The following is a 16,764-nucleotide window of genomic DNA, read 5'->3' as shown; positions in this document are numbered from 1 at the left end:
GTTAAACGAACAAGCGTGAGCTTGGAGCTCAGGCCTTTTGGTGCTTGACGGCGTAGTCAATCGCCAGCTGAACGCTGGTGATCTTCTCGGCTTCTTCATCGGGGATTTCGATGCCGAACTCGTCTTCGAGTGCCATCACCAATTCCACGGTGTCGAGCGAGTCAGCGCCCAAATCGGCCACAAAGGCCTTGTCGTTGGTCACATCGGACTCAGGGACGCCGAGTTGCTCGGCGATGATTTTCTTGACACGTGCTTCGATATCGCTCATGGACTCCTCCGGGAGGGGTTTGCTAGGAACAGCCCGGGATTCTAAGGCCTCCAGCGTCTTGCCCCGGGAAACCGGAACAAATCACGCTCAGAGGCCCTCACCGGCCGGGCAAATCCGGTGGGCGCGGGCAGGATGCCCGCGCCACAAATCAATTCATAAACATGCCGCCGTTGACGTGCAGCTCACTGCCCGTAATGTAGGCGGCCTTGGGCGAAGCCAGGAAAGCCACCGCATCGGCGATCTCGCGCGCCTCACCCAGGCGGCCCACAGGGATCTGGGCCAGCAGCGCCGCCTTTTGCGCCTCGGGCAACACCTCGGTCATATCGGTGGCAATGAAACCAGGCGCCACGCAATTGACGGTGATGCCGCGGCTGCCCAACTCACGCGCCAGCGAGCGCGTCATGCCCGCCACACCGGCCTTGGCCGCCGCGTAATTGGCCTGGCCGGCATTGCCGGAGGCACCCACCACCGAGGTGATGTTGATGATGCGGCCATAGCGCTGCTTCATCATGGTCCGCATCACGGCGCGGCTCATGCGGAACACAGCCTTCAGATTGGTGTCGATCACGGCATCCCAATCCTCATCCTTCATACGCATGGACAAGGTGTCACGGGTGATGCCGGCATTGTTGACCAGCACCTGCAAGCCGCCCTGCGCTTTGACGATGCCATCCACTGCAGCCTCAACGGCCGCCGCATCATTCACATTCAGCGCAATGCCACGGCCGCCAAACGGCGCCAGGGCTTCGGTGATGGCGGCAGCGCCCGACTCGGTCGTGGCGGTTCCGATGACCACCAGGCCTTGCTCGGCCAGGCTCACGGCAATGGAGCGGCCAATGCCGCGGCTGGCGCCGGTGACCAAGGCCACTTGACCCTTGAATACCTGGCCCTTGAATTCTTGTGCTTCAGTCATGCTTATCTTCTTGTCTATCAAGCCAACAGGGCGCGGGCTTCGGCCAGGCTGGCAGGGTCAAAAATAGTGGCGCTGACGATCTCGCCGTCAATGCGCTTGGCCATGCCGGCCAGCACCTTGCCGGGGCCGCATTCGATGATGTGGGTGAGGCCTTGTGCCTTCAGCGCCTGCACCACCTCGACCCAGCGAACCGGGCCAAAAGCTTGGCGATACAGCGCGTCGCGCAGACCAGCGGCGTCAGCCACCGAGGCCACATCGATATTGTTGATAACCGGGAATTGCAGCGGCGCGAATTCGGTCGCCGCCAGGCGCTCTTGCAAACGCTCGGCCGCAGGCTTCATCAGGCTGGAATGGAAAGGCGCCGACACCGGCAGCAACAAAGCGCGCTTGGCGCCCGCTGCCTTCAAGAGCTCACAAGCTTTGTCCACACCCGCCTTGCTGCCAGCGATGACGGTTTGCTTGGGATCATTGAAATTGACCGCCTCGACGGCCTCGCCGGTGGCGCTGGCCGCCGCCGCACAGCCTTCACGCACGGCCTGCGAGTCCAGACCCAGAATGGCGGCCATGGCCCCCACGCCCACGGGCACAGCCTCTTGCATGGCCTGGGCACGGAAACGCACCAGGGGCAGCGCCTGCGCCAGCGTCAGCGCGCCGGCAGCCACCAGCGCGGCGTACTCGCCCAGCGAATGGCCGGCCGCAGCGGCAGGCACCAGACCGGTCTCAGCAATCCAGGCGCGGTAGCAGGCAATGCCTGCCGTCAGCATGACGGGCTGGGTGTTGGCGGTGAGGTCCAACTGCTCCTTCGGGCCGACCTTGATCAGGGCGCCGATGTCTTCGCCCAGCGCTGCCGAGGCCTCGGCCAAAGTACGCTGCACTTCGGGGTGCTCACCCCAGGCATCCAGCATGCCAACAGCCTGCGAGCCTTGGCCAGGAAAAACAAATGCAAACTTTTGTGTCATAACTTTCACTCAGTTGGAGCCGGCTCAAGCCAAGACCCGAGCCTCAAGCCTCTTCATCGTTTGAGGTCAGCGCCTGCAAGGCACGGCAAGACCTGACCCTCTCAATGCCTTACAGATCCAGCAGCACCGCACCCCAGGTGAAGCCGCCGCCCACGCCCTCGAGCATGACCGTGTCACCAGGCTTGATGCGACCATCACGCACCGCCACATCCAGCGCCAGCGGGATCGAAGCCGCAGACGTATTGCCGTGCTGATCTACCGTGACGATCAATTTATCCAGCGGCAACTTCAGCTTCTTGCATGTGCCATGCATGATGCGGATATTGGCTTGGTGCGGAATCAGCCAGTCGATGTCGGCGTCGCTGCGGCCGGCCTTCTCCAGCACCGAGCGCGCGACCTTGTCCAGCACGCCAACGGCCAGCTTGAATACTGCCTGGCCATCCATCTTCAGCAAAGGGTCGCCAGTCACCTGACCGCCATGCAGGCTGCCGGGCACGCACAAGATGCCGGCGTGGCGGCCATCGGCGTGCAACTCGGTCGCCAGAATGCCCGGCGTGTCGCAGGCGCTCAGCACCACGGCGCCGGCGCCATCACCAAACAGCACGCAGGTGGTGCGATCCTTGAAATCAAGCAGGCGCGAGAACACCTCGGCCCCGACCACCAGCGCCTTGCGCGCCGCGCCCGTGCGAATCATCGAGTCAGCCACGGTCAGGGCGTAGACAAAGCCGGAGCAAACCGCCTGCACATCAAACGCCGCGCCACCAGCAATGCCTAGCTTGTGTTGCAGCAAACAGGCGGTGGAGGGGAACACCATATCCGGTGTGGAGGTCGCCACGATGATCAGATCGATCTCGCTGGCAGCAATGCCGGCCGCCTCGATGGCGGCGCGGGCCGCCGGCAGCGCCAACTCGCTGGCGGTCGTGCCGGCTTCGGCAAAGTGGCGGGCGCGAATGCCGGTGCGCTCAACAATCCACTCGTCCGAGGTTTCGATGCCGTCGGCCGCCAACTGAGCCACCAGATCCTGATTGCTCAGTCGCTGAGGGGGCAGAAAGCTGCCGGTGCCAATGATGCGGGAGTAGCGCGCTGCTTGGGCCGCAGGCTGCGGCGAGGAATGCTGATCAGTTTGGGTCATGCAACTTGGGCGACGTCCGTCGTCTTGTCTCCTGAGGCGCCATCGCTTGCAGCAGGCATGGCCTGCAGGGTGGCGATGATGCGGTCGTGAACCCGGTCCAACAACCGGTTGCGGGCCGCATCATAAGCCCGGTTCAGCGCATTCTCGAAGGCAAAAGCATCCGCCGAGCCGTGGCTCTTGAACACCAAGCCACGCAAACCCAGCAGTGCAGCGCCGTTGAAGCGGCGGTGATCCACCCTGCCCTTGAAGCGTTTGAGCACCGGCAGGGCCAGCAAGGCCGCGGCCTTGCTGAGCCAGTTGCGGCCGAATTCTTCGCGGATGATGGTGATGATCATGGTGGCCAGGCCTTCGGCCGTCTTCAGCGCCACATTGCCCACAAAGCCATCGCAGACCACCAGGTCGACCGTGCCCTTGAAGATGTCATTGCCCTCGACATTGCCGAAGAAATTGATCTGATCGGCCGCCGCAGCCTGGCGCAGCAATTCGCCGGCCTGCTTGATGACTTCGCTGCCCTTGATGGCCTCTTCACCGATGTTCAGCAAGCCCACCTTGGGCTCGGCCTTGCCGTCAACGGCCTGCACCAGGGCACTGCCCATGACCGCGAATTGCAGCAAATGCTCGGCCGTGCAATCGACATTGGCACCGAGATCCAACATGGTGGTGTACCCGCCGAGCTGATTTGGCATCACCGAGGCGATGGCCGGGCGGTCAATGCCCTCCAGGGTCTTGAGCAGATAGCGTGAAACCGCCATCAATGCCCCGGTATTGCCGGCCGACACACAGGCATCAGCCATGGGCGCTTGCTCGCCCTGCGCCTTCAGCTGGCTGATGGCCACGCGCATGGACGAATCTTTTTTGCGCCGCAGGGCCACCTCGACCGGGTCGTCCATGGTCACGACCTCGCTGGCCGCGACGATGCGGCAGCGCGGCCAGGTGGCCGCCTCGGTCAAATGCTCAGGCAAACCCACCAGCAAAAGCTCTGCATGTGGATGCGCGGCCAAAAACGACTTGCAGGCCGGCAGGGTGACCGAAGGGCCATGGTCGCCGCCCATGCAATCCACCGCCAAGCGGACCACGGCCAAGGGTTTGTCGGCCGCGACTGGATGGCTGGAAATGCTGCTACTTACTTCAGAGGACATCAGATCGAAGCCAGTTGAACCGGAAAAATGCCGCCGCCCGCTGATCGCAAATCGGCACCACAAACACAAAAACCCGGCACTGCAACAAGGCACAGGCCGGGATTTTGTGGAAACGCAAGATTGTCTAACTCATCCGCAGCGCCGAACCTGATGGAACTGCGCGGCGCAACAAGTAAGAAGCAAATCTCTATTTAAGCGTCAGCCTTGGTCTTCAGGACCTTGCGGCCACGGTAGAAGCCGGTGGGGCTGATGTGGTGACGCAGATGCACTTCACCCGTGGTCGGCTCGATGGCAGTACCCGGGGTAACCAGGGCATTGTGCGAACGGTGCATACCACGCTTGGAAGGCGACTTCTTGTTTTGCTGAACGGCCATGAAATTCTCCTAAGGGTCCGATGCTTGAGACTGAAGCTGTGGCAGATCAGGACTTATGACAGATCCATGCCCAACCTCAACTCACACCCCCGGACGCCGCTGTTTGCTGTGCACGAGCCTCATGCGCACCATGCGCTAAGCCACTTGTTCTGCAAGCTGCTGCTTCGCACTTGGGGTCTTAACACCAAGCCTTACGCAACTGCGCAACTGCATTTTCGTGGCTACTTTGATTCTCGAACCGGGGAAAGCCCGCGATTGTAGCACGATGAAAAAATCTCTCAAAGCCCTGGCAAGCACGCGCCGCCCTGGCGCCGACTTATTTGTCTTTTTTCAGCGCTGCCAGCGCGGCAAATGGATGAGGACGCTCTTCGGCCGCCTCAGGCTCGTCAGCCGCCTCGTCTTGAGGCACCAGCAGAGGCTGAGGGCAGACTTCATGCCGGGGCACAAGCGGCAAGGACAGCAGCAGCTCGTCTTCCACCATCTCCAGTGCATCCAGACTGCGCGACAGCACCAACACATCGTCTTCGCTATCGGCGTCCAACTCAGCCGCCTCTGACTCATTGCGTGCAAAGCGATACCAGCGCGACAGGCTCAGTGCCTCTTGCACCGGCTGCAAGCAGCGCTGGCAAGTCAGGCTCACCTGCGCCTCGGCCTCCAGATGCAGCCACACCTGGGCTTCGGCGCCACGCGGCTCGCGCCGCTCACCGGTGAGGATCCAGCGCACCGCAGGCCAAGACGCGGCGGGCGCCTCGGGGGCCCCGGAATCAGCCAAGCGCTGCAACTCGGCCGCAGACCATTCGCCAGTCAATGTCGCGCCATCGCGGGCAAAAGCAGCCACATCGAGTTTGCGAGGAAGAAATACATGCTCTTTCATGGCCTCAAGTGTAGGTCCCCTCGGCGCCCGCCATGCCAGCCATGCACAGGCAATGCGAAAATCAAGCCATGCATGATGACAACTCCAATCCGCCAATCCCGCAGCCCAGGCTGATCCTCGGCTCCACCTCACGCTACCGGCGCGAGCTTTTGCAACGTCTGCGCCTGCCCTTCGAGGTAAGCGCTCCCGATGTCGACGAAACACCGCTGCCCGGCGAGGCGCCCGCAGCGCTGGCCGCGCGCTTGGCCCTGGCCAAGGCCCAGGCAGTTGCACTGCAGCATCCCAACGCCATCGTGATCGGCTCAGACCAGGTCGCCGATCTGAATGGCCAATCCATCGGTAAGCCCGGCAACCATGAACGGGCCCGCGCGCAGCTGCGCTTGATGAGTGGCCAAAGCGTGGTGTTTCAAACCGCCGTCGCCGTCGTCTGCGGCGCCAGCGGCTTCGCCCAGCAAGACCTGGCCCCCGTACGCGTGCGCTTCCGCGACCTGAGCGATAGCGAGATCGAAACCTATCTGCTGGCAGAGCAACCCTACGACTGCGCCGGCAGCGCCAAGTCGGAAGGCCTGGGCATCAGCCTGCTGGCCGCCATCGAGTCCGATGACCCGACCGCGCTGATTGGCCTGCCCTTGATTCGCACTTGCGAACTGCTTCGCCAAGCCGGGCTAGACCCACTGGCCTCAACCCCTACCGGATCTGCCGCATGAAAAAGGGTCGCCTCTACCTGATCCCCAACAGCCTGGACTTTGGCGTCGAAGGCGCCGCAGTGGATCTGCAAGCCGTGCTGCCTTTGCAGGTGATTCAAACTGCCGCCCGCCTGGAACACTGGGCAGCAGAGAACGCCAAGACCACGCGCGCCCTCCTCAAGCGCGTGGACGCCATTTGCCCACTGGCGCAGCCGCTGCAAAGCCTGCAAGTGAAGGAATTGCCACGCCCACCCAAGGGCCGCGCCGTCGACCTGGTGAACCAGAATCAAGCCTGGAACGCGCTGCTGGCGCCCGCCTTGGCGGGGCACGATATGGGCCTGAACTCAGAAGCCGGACTGCCGGCCGTGGCCGATCCTGGCGCGCTACTGGTGGCAGCCGCCCACGAGGCCGACATCGAAGTGGTGCCAATGAGCGGCCCCAGCGCCCTGCTGATGGCCTTGTCGGCCAGCGGCCTGAACGGGCAAAGCTTCGCCTTCGTCGGCTATCTGCCGGTTGAGGCGCCGGCCCGAACGGCCCGCATTCGGGAGCTGGAGGCTCTGTCGGTGCGACAGCAGCAAACCCAGCTGATGATTGAAACGCCCTACCGCAATAGCGCCCTGCTGCACGCCTTGCTAAGCAGCTTGAAGCCGCAGACGCGCCTATCGATCAGCTGCGGCCTGAGTCTGGAACAGGGCTGGACGCGCAGCGCGACGGTGGCGGAATGGCGCAGCTCGGGCGAGTCCATGCCGGACAAGATTCCGGCAGTGTTTGCACTTTTGGGCTGAGCAAACCCCAGGCGCCCACCTGAGCAAGCGAGACCGCGGGTCGACTTATCGACCTGCGGCGCTTGTGACTCAGGATTCGGTCGCGCCGCTGACCTGCTTGGCACCAAACAAGGCTGCGACCTTGCGCTTGGGCTTGATATTGGCCGACAAGCCCTTGGGCGCGGCGGCAGCACCTGCAGCCCCCTTGTCCCAAGCCGGCAACTCGGCCGAGGCATTGGGCTCATAAGGCTTATCAAAGAAGGCGTCACGGGCAGGCGCGCGATAGCTGGGGCGGGGAGCCACTGCCGACGGTCGAGCCACATCAGCCGTGGCCGCTGGCGCGGACTCAGAATCCCAATCGCGACGCGGGCGCGGCGCCCGCTCGGCACGCGCTGGGCGCTCGTCCTCAAGCTCAACGGCCTGCAACTCGATGGTGCGCTTGAGCAGCTTTTCGATGTCGCCAATCAAGCGCGCGTCCGAGCGCGTCACCAGCGTCACAGCAATACCCGAGGCACCTGCGCGGCCGGTACGGCCGATGCGGTGCACATAGTCTTCGGCATTGAAGGGCACATCGAAGTTAAACACCGCCGGCAAATCCGCAATGTCGAGACCACGGGCGGCCACATCGGTAGCCACCAGCAAGTCAACCTCACCGCGCTTGAAGGACTCCAACGACTTCAAGCGCTCATCTTGCGACTTGTCGCCATGCAGTGCAGCCGTGCGCAAGCCATCACGTTCGAAAGAACGCGCCAAGCGCGCTGCGCCCAGCTTGGAGTTCACGAACACGATGGATTGCGTGATGCCACGATCCTTCAAGACCTTGCGCACCACGCCACGCTTGTCGTCGTCGCCAACGCTGTAAAAAATCTGCTCGACATTGGTGGCCGTGGCATTCGGACGCGCCACTTCCACCAAGACCGGATCCTGCAAATAGCTTTGCGACAAGCGCTTGATCTCGGGCGAGAACGTAGCCGAGAACAGCAGGGTCTGACGCGCCTTGGGCAGATGGCTGAGGATGCGCTGCAAGTCGGGCAAGAAGCCGATATCCAGCATGCGGTCGGCCTCGTCCAGCACCACATACTCCACTTGATTGAGCACGCAGTTCTTGGCCTCAATATGGTCCAGCAAGCGCCCGGGTGTCGCGATCAGCACTTCAACGCCGCCCTTGAGCACCAAGGTTTGGGGCTTCATATCGATGCCACCAAAAACGACGGTCACACGCAGATTGGTGTGCTTGGCATAGGCCTTGATGTTGTTAGCGACTTGGTCAGCCAACTCGCGCGTCGGCGCCAACACCAGTGCACGCACTGGGTGACGGGCCGGCGAGGCGCTGGCGTTCTCATGCTTGAGCATGCGCTGCAACAGCGGGATGGAAAAAGCGGCCGTCTTGCCGGTGCCGGTCTGGGCGGCACCCATCACATCGCGCCCTTCCAACACAATCGGAATCGCCTTGGCCTGGATAGGCGTCATCATGGCGTAGCCAGAGTCGGCTACTGCGCGCAGCAGCTTGGCGTCGAGAGGTAATGTGTCGAAGCGCGAGGGGGCAACTTCCGGGTGTTGGGTTTCGGTCATCCTCCGATTATCCGCTATAAGCGAATCTCAATCGGGTTTGCCCGAATCGGCAGACCCTGCGCCACTGCCGGCACCGTTTCTAATCTGCGCACTGAAGACCATCCACTTAGGCGTACGGAAGCGCACGATGCGCCAGTACAGCCCCACATAAATCAGGCCAAACAAGACCATGCAGAGCACCAGCATGGTGGTCGAATTCCAGAACAGCAAGGCGGGCACCAAGGAAGTCAGGCACAAGGTCCAGAGGTAAGGTGCCGTCATGGAGTTGCGCTGCGTCATGGCACGCGCATCACGCGCGCCGACCGCCCACCGCATCAGGCGACGGTAAATCAGCGAATGCAGGTGTATCCCGTCAGGCAAACCCGGAGGCGTCGCACGAATGAAGCGCCGACGGTAGATGGAGAACAAAGTCTCAAACACCGGGTAGACGCAAACCATCAAAGGGAACAGAGGCGAGACCTGCGGGTGACGGGCGATCAACAAAATGCCGATCTCAGCCAGGAAGAAGCCGATGAAATAGGCACCTCCATCACCCAGGAAGATCAAGCCCGCAGGGAAGTTCCAAACAAAGAAACCCAGCACCGCGCCCACGCCCGCCAAGGCCCAAAGCGTCAATTCGGTATCCCCGACCTGATGAGCCACATACGCGAAGCTCAGCAACATCAAGGTCACGCACATGGTGGACAGGCCATTGAAGCCGTCAATGATGTTTACTGAATTGGCGACTCCTGCCACGGCAAACACCGTGGCGGCCAGGGCCCCCAAACTGGTTCCAACAACCCAGTCCAAGCCGATGATGTCGGTGCGGGTAATTTTTCCGTCCAAGATGTAAAAAGCCAACGCCGCCGAGGCCATGGTGGCCAGCAAACGCTTGGCCGGCGAGACCTTTTTGGTCAAATCCTCAATCAGTCCGGCAGCGAAAGCAGGCAGGCCACAAACCAGCAAAAGAAAGCCCAAGCGGGCAGCTGCGGAACCCTGTTCCCATGCCATCACGACACAAGCCAACAAACCCAAAAACATGCCCACACCACCTATGCGCGGCACCGGATGAGAGTGAAATTTCTGCGGCCCTGATAGATCGCCGTCCGCGGACAAATGACCATGGGCATGCGACGAATGGATCACAAACAGGGTGACGGCCGCTGCAACGAAAAATGGGACGAGAAAAAAGATCATGCGCACAGTGTAGCCAGCCCAAGCTAGGGTTCCACCTAGGCCCGCCATGCACACAGCTAGAATCCGCCCGGTCAATAAGTGACGCAGTTTGCGTCTGCTTGAAAAATCTCTCTGCGAGCGCCCATGGTCATTTCTGAGTTTCAAACGAGCTTCTCGACAAGTTGTCATCAGCGCGATACAGCGATGTCACATGGCGCCAAAGGGCGAGCACCTGCCTTTGCTCGAACTGCCTTGGTTTCGATGCTCATCTCGCAAGCACTTCTGACGGCACCAAGCAGCTTCGCTGCAGAGCCAGAACAAACCACTATCGGCAACGGCAGCGCAAATAGCGATGCGGGGCCCGTTCGCCTGCGCACAAATCCGCAGACAGGGAATCAAGCCAATCAAACTGGCGAATATGCGACAGACGAAAGGCAACAAGTTGGCCGCTCGCCCACAGCAATAGAACCGCGCGAACCGCGCGAGCGCTATTCGCCCAGTGAGTTTGAGCGTTACGTCCAACGCAGCGCCAACATCGAAACGACTATTCGTCGTTTCGGTGCCGAGTTGATGAGCACCGCCGGCCGCCAGGGCATGGCACAAGAAGCCAGCAGCCAGATCCCGCAAGACTACGTCATCAGCGTGGGTGACGAAGTGCTGGTCACGCTGTGGGGCTCGGTCGAGGCCGATTTGCGCCTTGCCGTGGACCGGAGCGGGCGCATCACCCTGCCCCGCGTTGGCCCCGTGATGGTGGCCGGTCTGCGCTACGCCGACCTGGCGCCCGCCATCGATCAGCGCGTGGCCCAAGTCTTCCGCAACTACAAGCTCAGCGCCTCACTGGGCAAGCTGCGCAGCATCCGCGTCTACGTGACCGGTTTTACCCAGCGCCCAGGTGCCTACACGGTCAGCAGCCTCGCCACCTTGGTCAACGCCCTGATGCAAGCCGGCGGCCCCTCATCGGCCGGCAGCTTCCGCCAGATCGAGTTGCGTCGTAACGGAAAAACTATCAGCAACTTTGACTTTTACGAATTGCTGATCAAAGGCGACAAGACCGCCGACCGGGCACTACAGGCCGAGGACGTGATCCATATTGGCGCCGTAGGCCCGCAAGTTGCCCTCATCGGCAGCGTCAACAAGCCGGCCATTTTTGAGCTCAAACCACAAGACACACTTGAAGACGTGCTCGCCATGGCGGGCGGCTTCACCGCAGTGGCCGACCGCAGCCGATTCACCGTCGAACACCTAGATGCCCGCAATGACGCACGCATCACCGAATTGAGCCTGCCCCTGCAAGCCAAGCAGAAACCCCGCGACGGCGACCTCATCCGCGCCTTCAGTGCCGTTGAAGCGTCCTTGCCCCAGCACAAACAAAGCAAACGGGTCAAGATCGAAGGCGAAGTCCAACGCCCTGGCGAATTCATCCTTCCAGCCAATAGCAGCTTGGCTGACGCCATCCGCGCCGCTGGCGGCCTGACGCCGGACGCCTATGTTTTCGGCACCGAGTTCAGCCGCGAAAGCACCCGCCTGTCTCAACAGGAGAACTATGAGCGAGCGCTGCGCGATATGGAAACCGCGTTCGCTCGCAGCAACTCCTCCCAGCGCACCGCCAATGCCGATGAAGCCTCAGCGCAAGCTGCCAAGGCGCAAGGTACCAACCAACTGATTCAACGCCTGCGCGCCATCAAGCCTACGGGCCGAATTGTTTTGCAGCTGAACCCTGCATCCAAAACACTGCCTGAACTGACCGTGGAAGACGGCGATCGCCTTCTTATCCCCGCAACACCCAAAACCATCGGTGTCTTTGGCAGCGTGTTCAACGGCGGCAGCTATCTGTATGGCGATGGCAATTCGGTCAACGATTTCTTGAAGCTTGCTGGCGGCCCCACCCGAGGCGCCGACACTGCCAGCATCTTCGTCTTGCGCGCCAATGGCAGTGTAGTCAGCGCTCGCCAGAAATCAGGCTGGCTGCTTGCTGGCGGGGCGCTTGATGGCGTGACAGCCCTTCCGGGCGACACCGTCTTCGTGCCGGAAGAAATGAACAAGACCACCTTCATGCAAGAGGCCAAGGATTGGACGCAGATCCTGTATCAGTTTGGCCTGGGTGCAGCGGCACTGAAGACCATCAAGAACTAATGGCATGAATCAAGCCGAAACTGCGGAGTCGCTGCGCGTGAGCCAACAGAATTCAACATCGCAAGACTATCTTGCCGCCCTTGACCTACGAGACGATGACAACGGCATCGACCTGCTGGAACTCTTAACCATCTTGGCTGCGCGTTGGCGCTTGCTGCTTGTTGCACCCATCGCGGCGGGCGCACTGGCATTGGGAGGCAGCTACCTCATAGCTCCGACCTACACCGCCAAAACCACATTCTTGCCGCCTCAGCAACAGCAAAGCTCTGCCGCGTCGGCCTTGGCATCCCTGGGGGCCCTGTCCGGCTTAGCGGGCGGTATGGCGGGAATCAAAAGCCCAGCAGACCAGTACGTCGCCCTGATGCAAAGCAACAATGTCGAGGACCGCATCATCGACAACTTCAAGCTCATTGAAGCGTATGAAACCGAGTTTCGCTTTCAAGCTCGCAAACAGCTTGAGCAGAATGTCCGCATTTCTTTGGGGAAGAAAGACGGCTTGATCACCGTCGAGGTCGATGCCAAGAGCCCCCAAATGGCCGCCGATATGGCCAATATGCACGTCACCGAATTGCGGCGCCTAACGTCTGAACTTGCTTTGACCGAGGCCCAGCAACGCCGCGCCTTCTTTGAAGGCGAGTTGAAGCGGACCCAGCTCAAGCTGATTGAGGCTCAGCAGATCCTGCAAAGCAGCGGCTTCAACCCCGGCGCCCTCAAGGCCGAACCCAAGGCCGCCGCTGAGGGTTACGCCACCCTCAAAGCCCAGGCCACCTCAGCCGAAGTCAAACTGCAAACAATGCGACGCAGCCTAGCCGAGACGGCGCCTGAACTCCAGCAACAGGCAGCACTATTGAGTGCACTTCGCGCCCAGCTATCCAAGTTGGAAGGCACGACAAGCGATACCAAGAACGACTCTGACTACATCGGCCGCTACCGCGAATACAAGTACCAGGAAACGCTGTTCGAACTTTTTTCCAAGCAGTTTGAAATGGCTCGCCTGGACGAGAGCCGTGAGGGAGCACTGATTCAGGTTGTCGACGTAGCGACACCACCTGAGCACAAGAGCAAACCTAAACGCGCTTCCATGGCTATTGCCACAACTTTTGCGGCCTTCTTCGTCTTCACCATAGGGGTATTGATTCGACATTTCTGGCGCGAAAGCAAAGCCCGTCCAGAGAATGCCGACAAGTTCTCGCGCTTGGGGCAAGCCTGGACTGGCCGTTGATCAAGCGAAGTGAGGCGGCACAGCGCCACCACGGGCAAAAAACCAAATGTAGATAGTCATCATGCCCACGTGCATGATAGAGTCTTAGTCCGTTCACGTCGTGAACAGATCGACTCACAGGATGCCCATGCAAGGTGACGACCTTGACTACGAACTGCTTCGCAAGCTCGACGAGCTGAACAGTACCAATCAACGTGACTTGGCTGTCCGCATGGGAATCAGCGTCGGCAAGGTAAATTTTTGCTTGCGCGCTGTCATTGAGAAGGGCTGGGTCAAGGTCAATAACTTCAAGCGAGCAGACAACAAATGGGCCTACGCTTACCTACTAACGCCTAACGGAGTGAGCGCGAAAGTCAGCCTAGCCAAAGCTTTTTTAGAGCGCAAAGAGCGTGAGTTTGAGCAACTGCAAGCTGAGATTGATCGCCTTCGCACTGAAATCGAATCAGAACAAAAGTAAACATGAATCTGGACGCCAAAATCTTCGTCACCGGCCATCGTGGAATGGTAGGAAGCGCCTTAGTTCGATGCCTTCAAAGCAAGGGATTCAAGAACATCGTGACGCGAGCAAGGCAGGACCTTGACTTACTGAACCAAGCGGCGGTTCACAACTTCCTTGCGGCAGAGCAACCAGACTACATGTTTATTGCGGCAGCAAAAGTCGGCGGTATTCATGCAAACAATGTGTACCGGGCCGATTTCTTGTACCAGAATCTGCAAATTGAATGCAATCTTATTCATGAGGCTCATTTAGCAGGAATCCAGCGCCTGATGTTTCTCGGCTCGAGCTGCATCTACCCAAGAGACTGCCCTCAGCCAATCAAGGAGGAATACCTCCTCACCGGGCCGCTTGAGCCCACCAATGAGCCCTATGCCATTGCGAAAATCGCGGGTGTCAAATTGGCTGAAAGCTATAACCGGCAGTACGGTCGACAGTACATCTGCGCCATGCCGACCAATTTGTATGGCCCTAACGACAACTACGACCTCAACAATAGTCATGTACTGCCAGCCCTGATTCGCAAAGCGCACGAAGCAAAGCTGCGCGGTGATGCCGAACTGATTGTCTGGGGAACAGGCACACCGCGCCGAGAGTTCCTTTATGTCGACGACCTCGCCGACGCCTGCGTCCATTTGATGCAACAAGGTTATGCCGGTGATCTCGTGAATATTGGGACTGGCGAGGATGTGACTATTGCAGAACTAGCGCAAACCGTCATGGAAGTGGTCGGATTTGAAGGGCAAGTGCGCTTCGACACAAGCAAACCTGACGGCACCCCGCGAAAACTACTCGATGTCAACCGCCTGTCCACTCTCGGCTGGAACGCAAAGACTAAATTGCGGGATGGAATTCAAAGCGCCTATGAATGCGCTTCTTTCCGCTGACTTGGAATTGGTTAAAACTCACTCCGAATAGAAATTCATGACACATCAAAAAGTTGCATTGATCACTGGCGTCACCGGTCAAGACGGCGCTTATTTGGCCGAATTATTGCTATCCAAAGGTTATCAAGTTCACGGCATCAAACGTCGCGCATCCTCGTTCAATACCGAGCGCATTGACCACCTGTATCAGGACCCGCACGTCGAAAAGAAGAACTTCACCCTGCACTACGGGGACCTGACCGACAGCTCCAACCTGATCCGCATCATTCAGCAGGTGCAGCCGGACGAGATCTACAACCTCGGCGCCATGAGCCATGTAGCGGTGAGCTTCGAAAGCCCCGAATACACCGCCGATGCCGACGGCATGGGCACGCTGCGTATTCTTGAGGCCATCCGCATCCTGGGTCTGGAAAAGAAAACCCGCTTTTACCAAGCCTCCACCTCCGAGCTCTACGGCCTGGTGCAAGAGATTCCTCAGAAGGAAACCACCCCCTTCTACCCACGCAGCCCTTACGCCGTGGCCAAGATGTACGCCTACTGGATCACGGTCAACTACCGCGAGGCCTATGGCATCTACGCCTGCAACGGCATCTTGTTCAACCACGAAAGCCCGCTGCGCGGCGAAACCTTCGTCACCCGCAAGATCACCCGCGCCGTGGCCCGCATTGCCTTGGGCCTGCAAGACTGCCTGTACCTCGGCAATATGAGCGCGCTGCGCGATTGGGGCCATGCCCGCGACTACGTGCTGATGCAATGGATGATGCTGCAGCAGGAAGTGGCCGAAGACTTCGTCATCGCCACCGGCGTGCAATACAGCGTGCGCCAGTTTGTCGAGTTCGCGGCCGCTGAGCTGGGCATTACCCTCCAGTTCACCGGCGAAGGCGAGCACGAGATCGGCACCGTGGTCGCTGTCACCGGCGACAAGTCCAAGTGCAAGGTCGGCGATGTGATCGTCAAGGTCGACCCGCGCTACTACCGCCCCACGGAAGTCGAAACCTTGCTGGGCGACCCCACCAAGGCCAAAGAAAAACTCGGTTGGGTGCCCACTACCTCGCTGCGCGAACTGGTGGCCGAAATGGTGGAGTCCGACTACACCTCCGCCCGCCGGGACAGCCTGGTCAAGGCTGCCGGGTTCAAGGCCTACGACTACAACGAGTAAAAAGCCGGACACCAGTCGTCATGTATCAGGTCTCCACATCTTCTGGACGACGCTATGAAGCGCGACCGGGCGAGACGCTCCTTGACGCCGCTTTGCGCCAAGGTGTGGTACTCGACTACAGCTGCCACACTGGTCGTTGCAGCACGTGCAAAGGGCGCGTGATTGCTGGTTCTACTATCGCCACGCATGATGAGCTAGGCCTGAGCGCAGAGGAACGTGGGCAAGGCTTTATCCTGACCTGCGTCCGTCAAGCTTGCAGCCCAATAGAGCTGGAGATTGACGATCTAGGCGACGTTGTACTGCCCGAAGCCAAGACGTTCCCCTGCCGCATTCAAGCCATTGAGCGTCTGGCGCCTGATGTTGTACGCGTCATGCTGCGCCTTCCTCCGACTTCGGTGCTGAACTTCTTGCCCGGCCAGTACGTCGACTTGATTGGGAATGAAGGCCTGCGCCGCAGTTACTCGGTAGCGAATGCGCCCCGAGTCGATAACCAAATCGAACTACACATCCGCCAAGTGCCCGACGGTGCAATGAGCGCCTACTGGTTCCAACAGGCCAAAGTCAACGACCTACTGCGTTTGCGCGGCCCCCTCGGCACCTTTTTTCTGCGTGGACAAGAAGACAAATGTCTCGTTTTGCTGGCAACGGGCACGGGCATTGCACCTGTGAAGGCCATACTTGAAGGCTTGGCATCGCTGCCAGAACACGTGCAACCACGCAGCATTACGGTCTACTGGGGAGGCCGGCATCGTGGCGACCTTTACTGGCAACCGCCTGAGCTGCCAAGCCTACGATTTGTACCAGTACTGTCGCGCGCAGAAGATGATTGGAGTGGCGCTCGCGGTCACGTCCAAAACGTCTTGTTGAGCGACAAACCGAATCTGCAAAACACGCTGGTCTATGCCTGTGGGTCGGACGCAATGATTCACAGCGCGCAATCGCAGTTGCGTGCTGCAGGCTTGCCCGAACGGCAATTCCACTCCGACGCATTTGTTTGCTCAGCTACAAGCTGACTGATTTTGAATTCACGA

General features: G+C 60.1%; 17 protein-coding genes. 8 read left to right on the top strand and 9 right to left on the bottom strand.

Annotated features, from left to right (window positions below):
* Positions 1-28: 28 nt before the first annotated feature.
* From acpP to AT984_RS02275, 7 genes are all read right to left on the bottom strand, one after another.
* On the bottom strand, positions 29-268 hold the full coding sequence (gene acpP / locus AT984_RS02305; protein WP_058718726.1) for an acyl carrier protein: 240 nt from the start codon (positions 266-268) through the stop codon (positions 29-31).
* Positions 269-416: 148 nt separating this feature from the next.
* Positions 417-1,181, bottom strand: a complete 765-nt coding sequence (gene fabG / locus AT984_RS02300; RefSeq protein ID WP_058718725.1) for a 3-oxoacyl-ACP reductase FabG — start codon at positions 1,179-1,181, stop codon at positions 417-419.
* Between the two features lie 17 nt (positions 1,182-1,198).
* Positions 1,199-2,140, bottom strand: a complete 942-nt coding sequence (fabD, locus tag AT984_RS02295) for an ACP S-malonyltransferase (RefSeq protein ID WP_058718724.1) — start codon at positions 2,138-2,140, stop codon at positions 1,199-1,201.
* Between the two features lie 109 nt (positions 2,141-2,249).
* Positions 2,250-3,272, bottom strand: a complete 1,023-nt coding sequence (locus AT984_RS02290; RefSeq protein WP_058718723.1) for a beta-ketoacyl-ACP synthase III — start codon at positions 3,270-3,272, stop codon at positions 2,250-2,252.
* Entirely contained in the window at positions 3,269-4,348 is a 1,080-nt protein-coding gene (gene plsX / locus AT984_RS02285) for a phosphate acyltransferase PlsX (protein WP_058722030.1), read from the bottom strand. Before plsX ends, AT984_RS02290 begins: the two co-directional genes overlap by 4 nt.
* A 254-nt stretch (positions 4,349-4,602) precedes the next feature.
* Positions 4,603-4,785 (bottom strand): 50S ribosomal protein L32, encoded by a 183-nt coding sequence (gene rpmF, locus AT984_RS02280; RefSeq protein WP_009552540.1) that lies wholly within the window; start codon positions 4,783-4,785, stop codon positions 4,603-4,605.
* A 316-nt stretch (positions 4,786-5,101) separates the two neighbouring features.
* Entirely contained in the window at positions 5,102-5,659 is a 558-nt protein-coding gene (locus tag AT984_RS02275; RefSeq protein ID WP_058718722.1) for a YceD family protein, read from the bottom strand.
* Positions 5,660-5,727: 68 nt separating this feature from the next.
* Here AT984_RS02275 and AT984_RS02270 point away from each other — a divergent pair, with 68 nt between their 5' ends.
* A complete protein-coding gene (locus tag AT984_RS02270; protein ID WP_058722029.1) occupies positions 5,728-6,366 on the top strand; it encodes a Maf family nucleotide pyrophosphatase in 639 nt (212 codons plus the stop codon).
* Positions 6,363-7,130, top strand: coding sequence for an SAM-dependent methyltransferase (locus tag AT984_RS02265; RefSeq protein ID WP_058718721.1), 768 nt, complete (start codon positions 6,363-6,365; stop codon positions 7,128-7,130). The genes AT984_RS02270 and AT984_RS02265 overlap by 4 nt, the downstream gene beginning before the upstream one ends.
* 69 nt (positions 7,131-7,199) lie before the next feature.
* Here the strand turns inward: AT984_RS02265 and AT984_RS02260 are convergent, their stop codons facing one another.
* Together AT984_RS02260 and AT984_RS02255 are read right to left on the bottom strand one after the other, a co-directional pair.
* On the bottom strand, positions 7,200-8,681 hold the full coding sequence (locus AT984_RS02260; RefSeq protein WP_058718720.1) for a DEAD/DEAH box helicase: 1,482 nt from the start codon (positions 8,679-8,681) through the stop codon (positions 7,200-7,202).
* Between the two features lie 27 nt (positions 8,682-8,708).
* The gene (locus AT984_RS02255) at positions 8,709-9,857 is read right to left on the bottom strand and encodes an MraY family glycosyltransferase (RefSeq protein ID WP_058718719.1); all 1,149 of its coding nucleotides are present in this window, start codon (positions 9,855-9,857) and stop codon (positions 8,709-8,711) included.
* Between the two features lie 549 nt (positions 9,858-10,406).
* Here AT984_RS02255 and AT984_RS02250 point away from each other — a divergent pair.
* The 6 genes from AT984_RS02250 (at position 10,407) to AT984_RS22310 (ending at position 16,746) form a co-directional block, all read left to right on the top strand.
* Positions 10,407-11,969: an SLBB domain-containing protein gene (locus tag AT984_RS02250; RefSeq protein ID WP_197418223.1), complete on the top strand. Its 1,563-nt coding sequence runs from the start codon at positions 10,407-10,409 to the stop codon at positions 11,967-11,969.
* 4 nt (positions 11,970-11,973) lie between these two features.
* Complete coding sequence (locus AT984_RS02245; RefSeq protein WP_082679716.1) at positions 11,974-13,191, top strand: Wzz/FepE/Etk N-terminal domain-containing protein; 1,218 nt, start codon at positions 11,974-11,976, stop codon at positions 13,189-13,191.
* A 127-nt stretch (positions 13,192-13,318) separates the two neighbouring features.
* Entirely contained in the window at positions 13,319-13,648 is a 330-nt protein-coding gene (locus AT984_RS02240; protein WP_058722027.1) for a MarR family EPS-associated transcriptional regulator, read from the top strand.
* 2 nt (positions 13,649-13,650) lie between these two features.
* Positions 13,651-14,574 carry a GDP-L-fucose synthase family protein gene (locus tag AT984_RS02235; protein WP_058718717.1) on the top strand — a complete coding sequence of 308 codons (924 nt, stop codon included), beginning with the start codon at positions 13,651-13,653 and terminating at the stop codon, positions 14,572-14,574.
* A 37-nt stretch (positions 14,575-14,611) separates the two neighbouring features.
* On the top strand, positions 14,612-15,733 hold the full coding sequence (gene gmd / locus AT984_RS02230) for a GDP-mannose 4,6-dehydratase (protein ID WP_058718716.1): 1,122 nt from the start codon (positions 14,612-14,614) through the stop codon (positions 15,731-15,733).
* 20 nt (positions 15,734-15,753) lie between these two features.
* A complete protein-coding gene (locus AT984_RS22310; protein WP_082679715.1) occupies positions 15,754-16,746 on the top strand; it encodes an FAD-binding oxidoreductase in 993 nt (330 codons plus the stop codon).
* Positions 16,747-16,764 lie beyond the last annotated feature (18 nt).

Source organism: Paucibacter sp. KCTC 42545, assembly GCF_001477625.1.
Taxonomy (GTDB): domain Bacteria; phylum Pseudomonadota; class Gammaproteobacteria; order Burkholderiales; family Burkholderiaceae_C; genus Paucibacter_A.
This window is presented reverse-complemented; position numbering and strand designations above follow the sequence as displayed.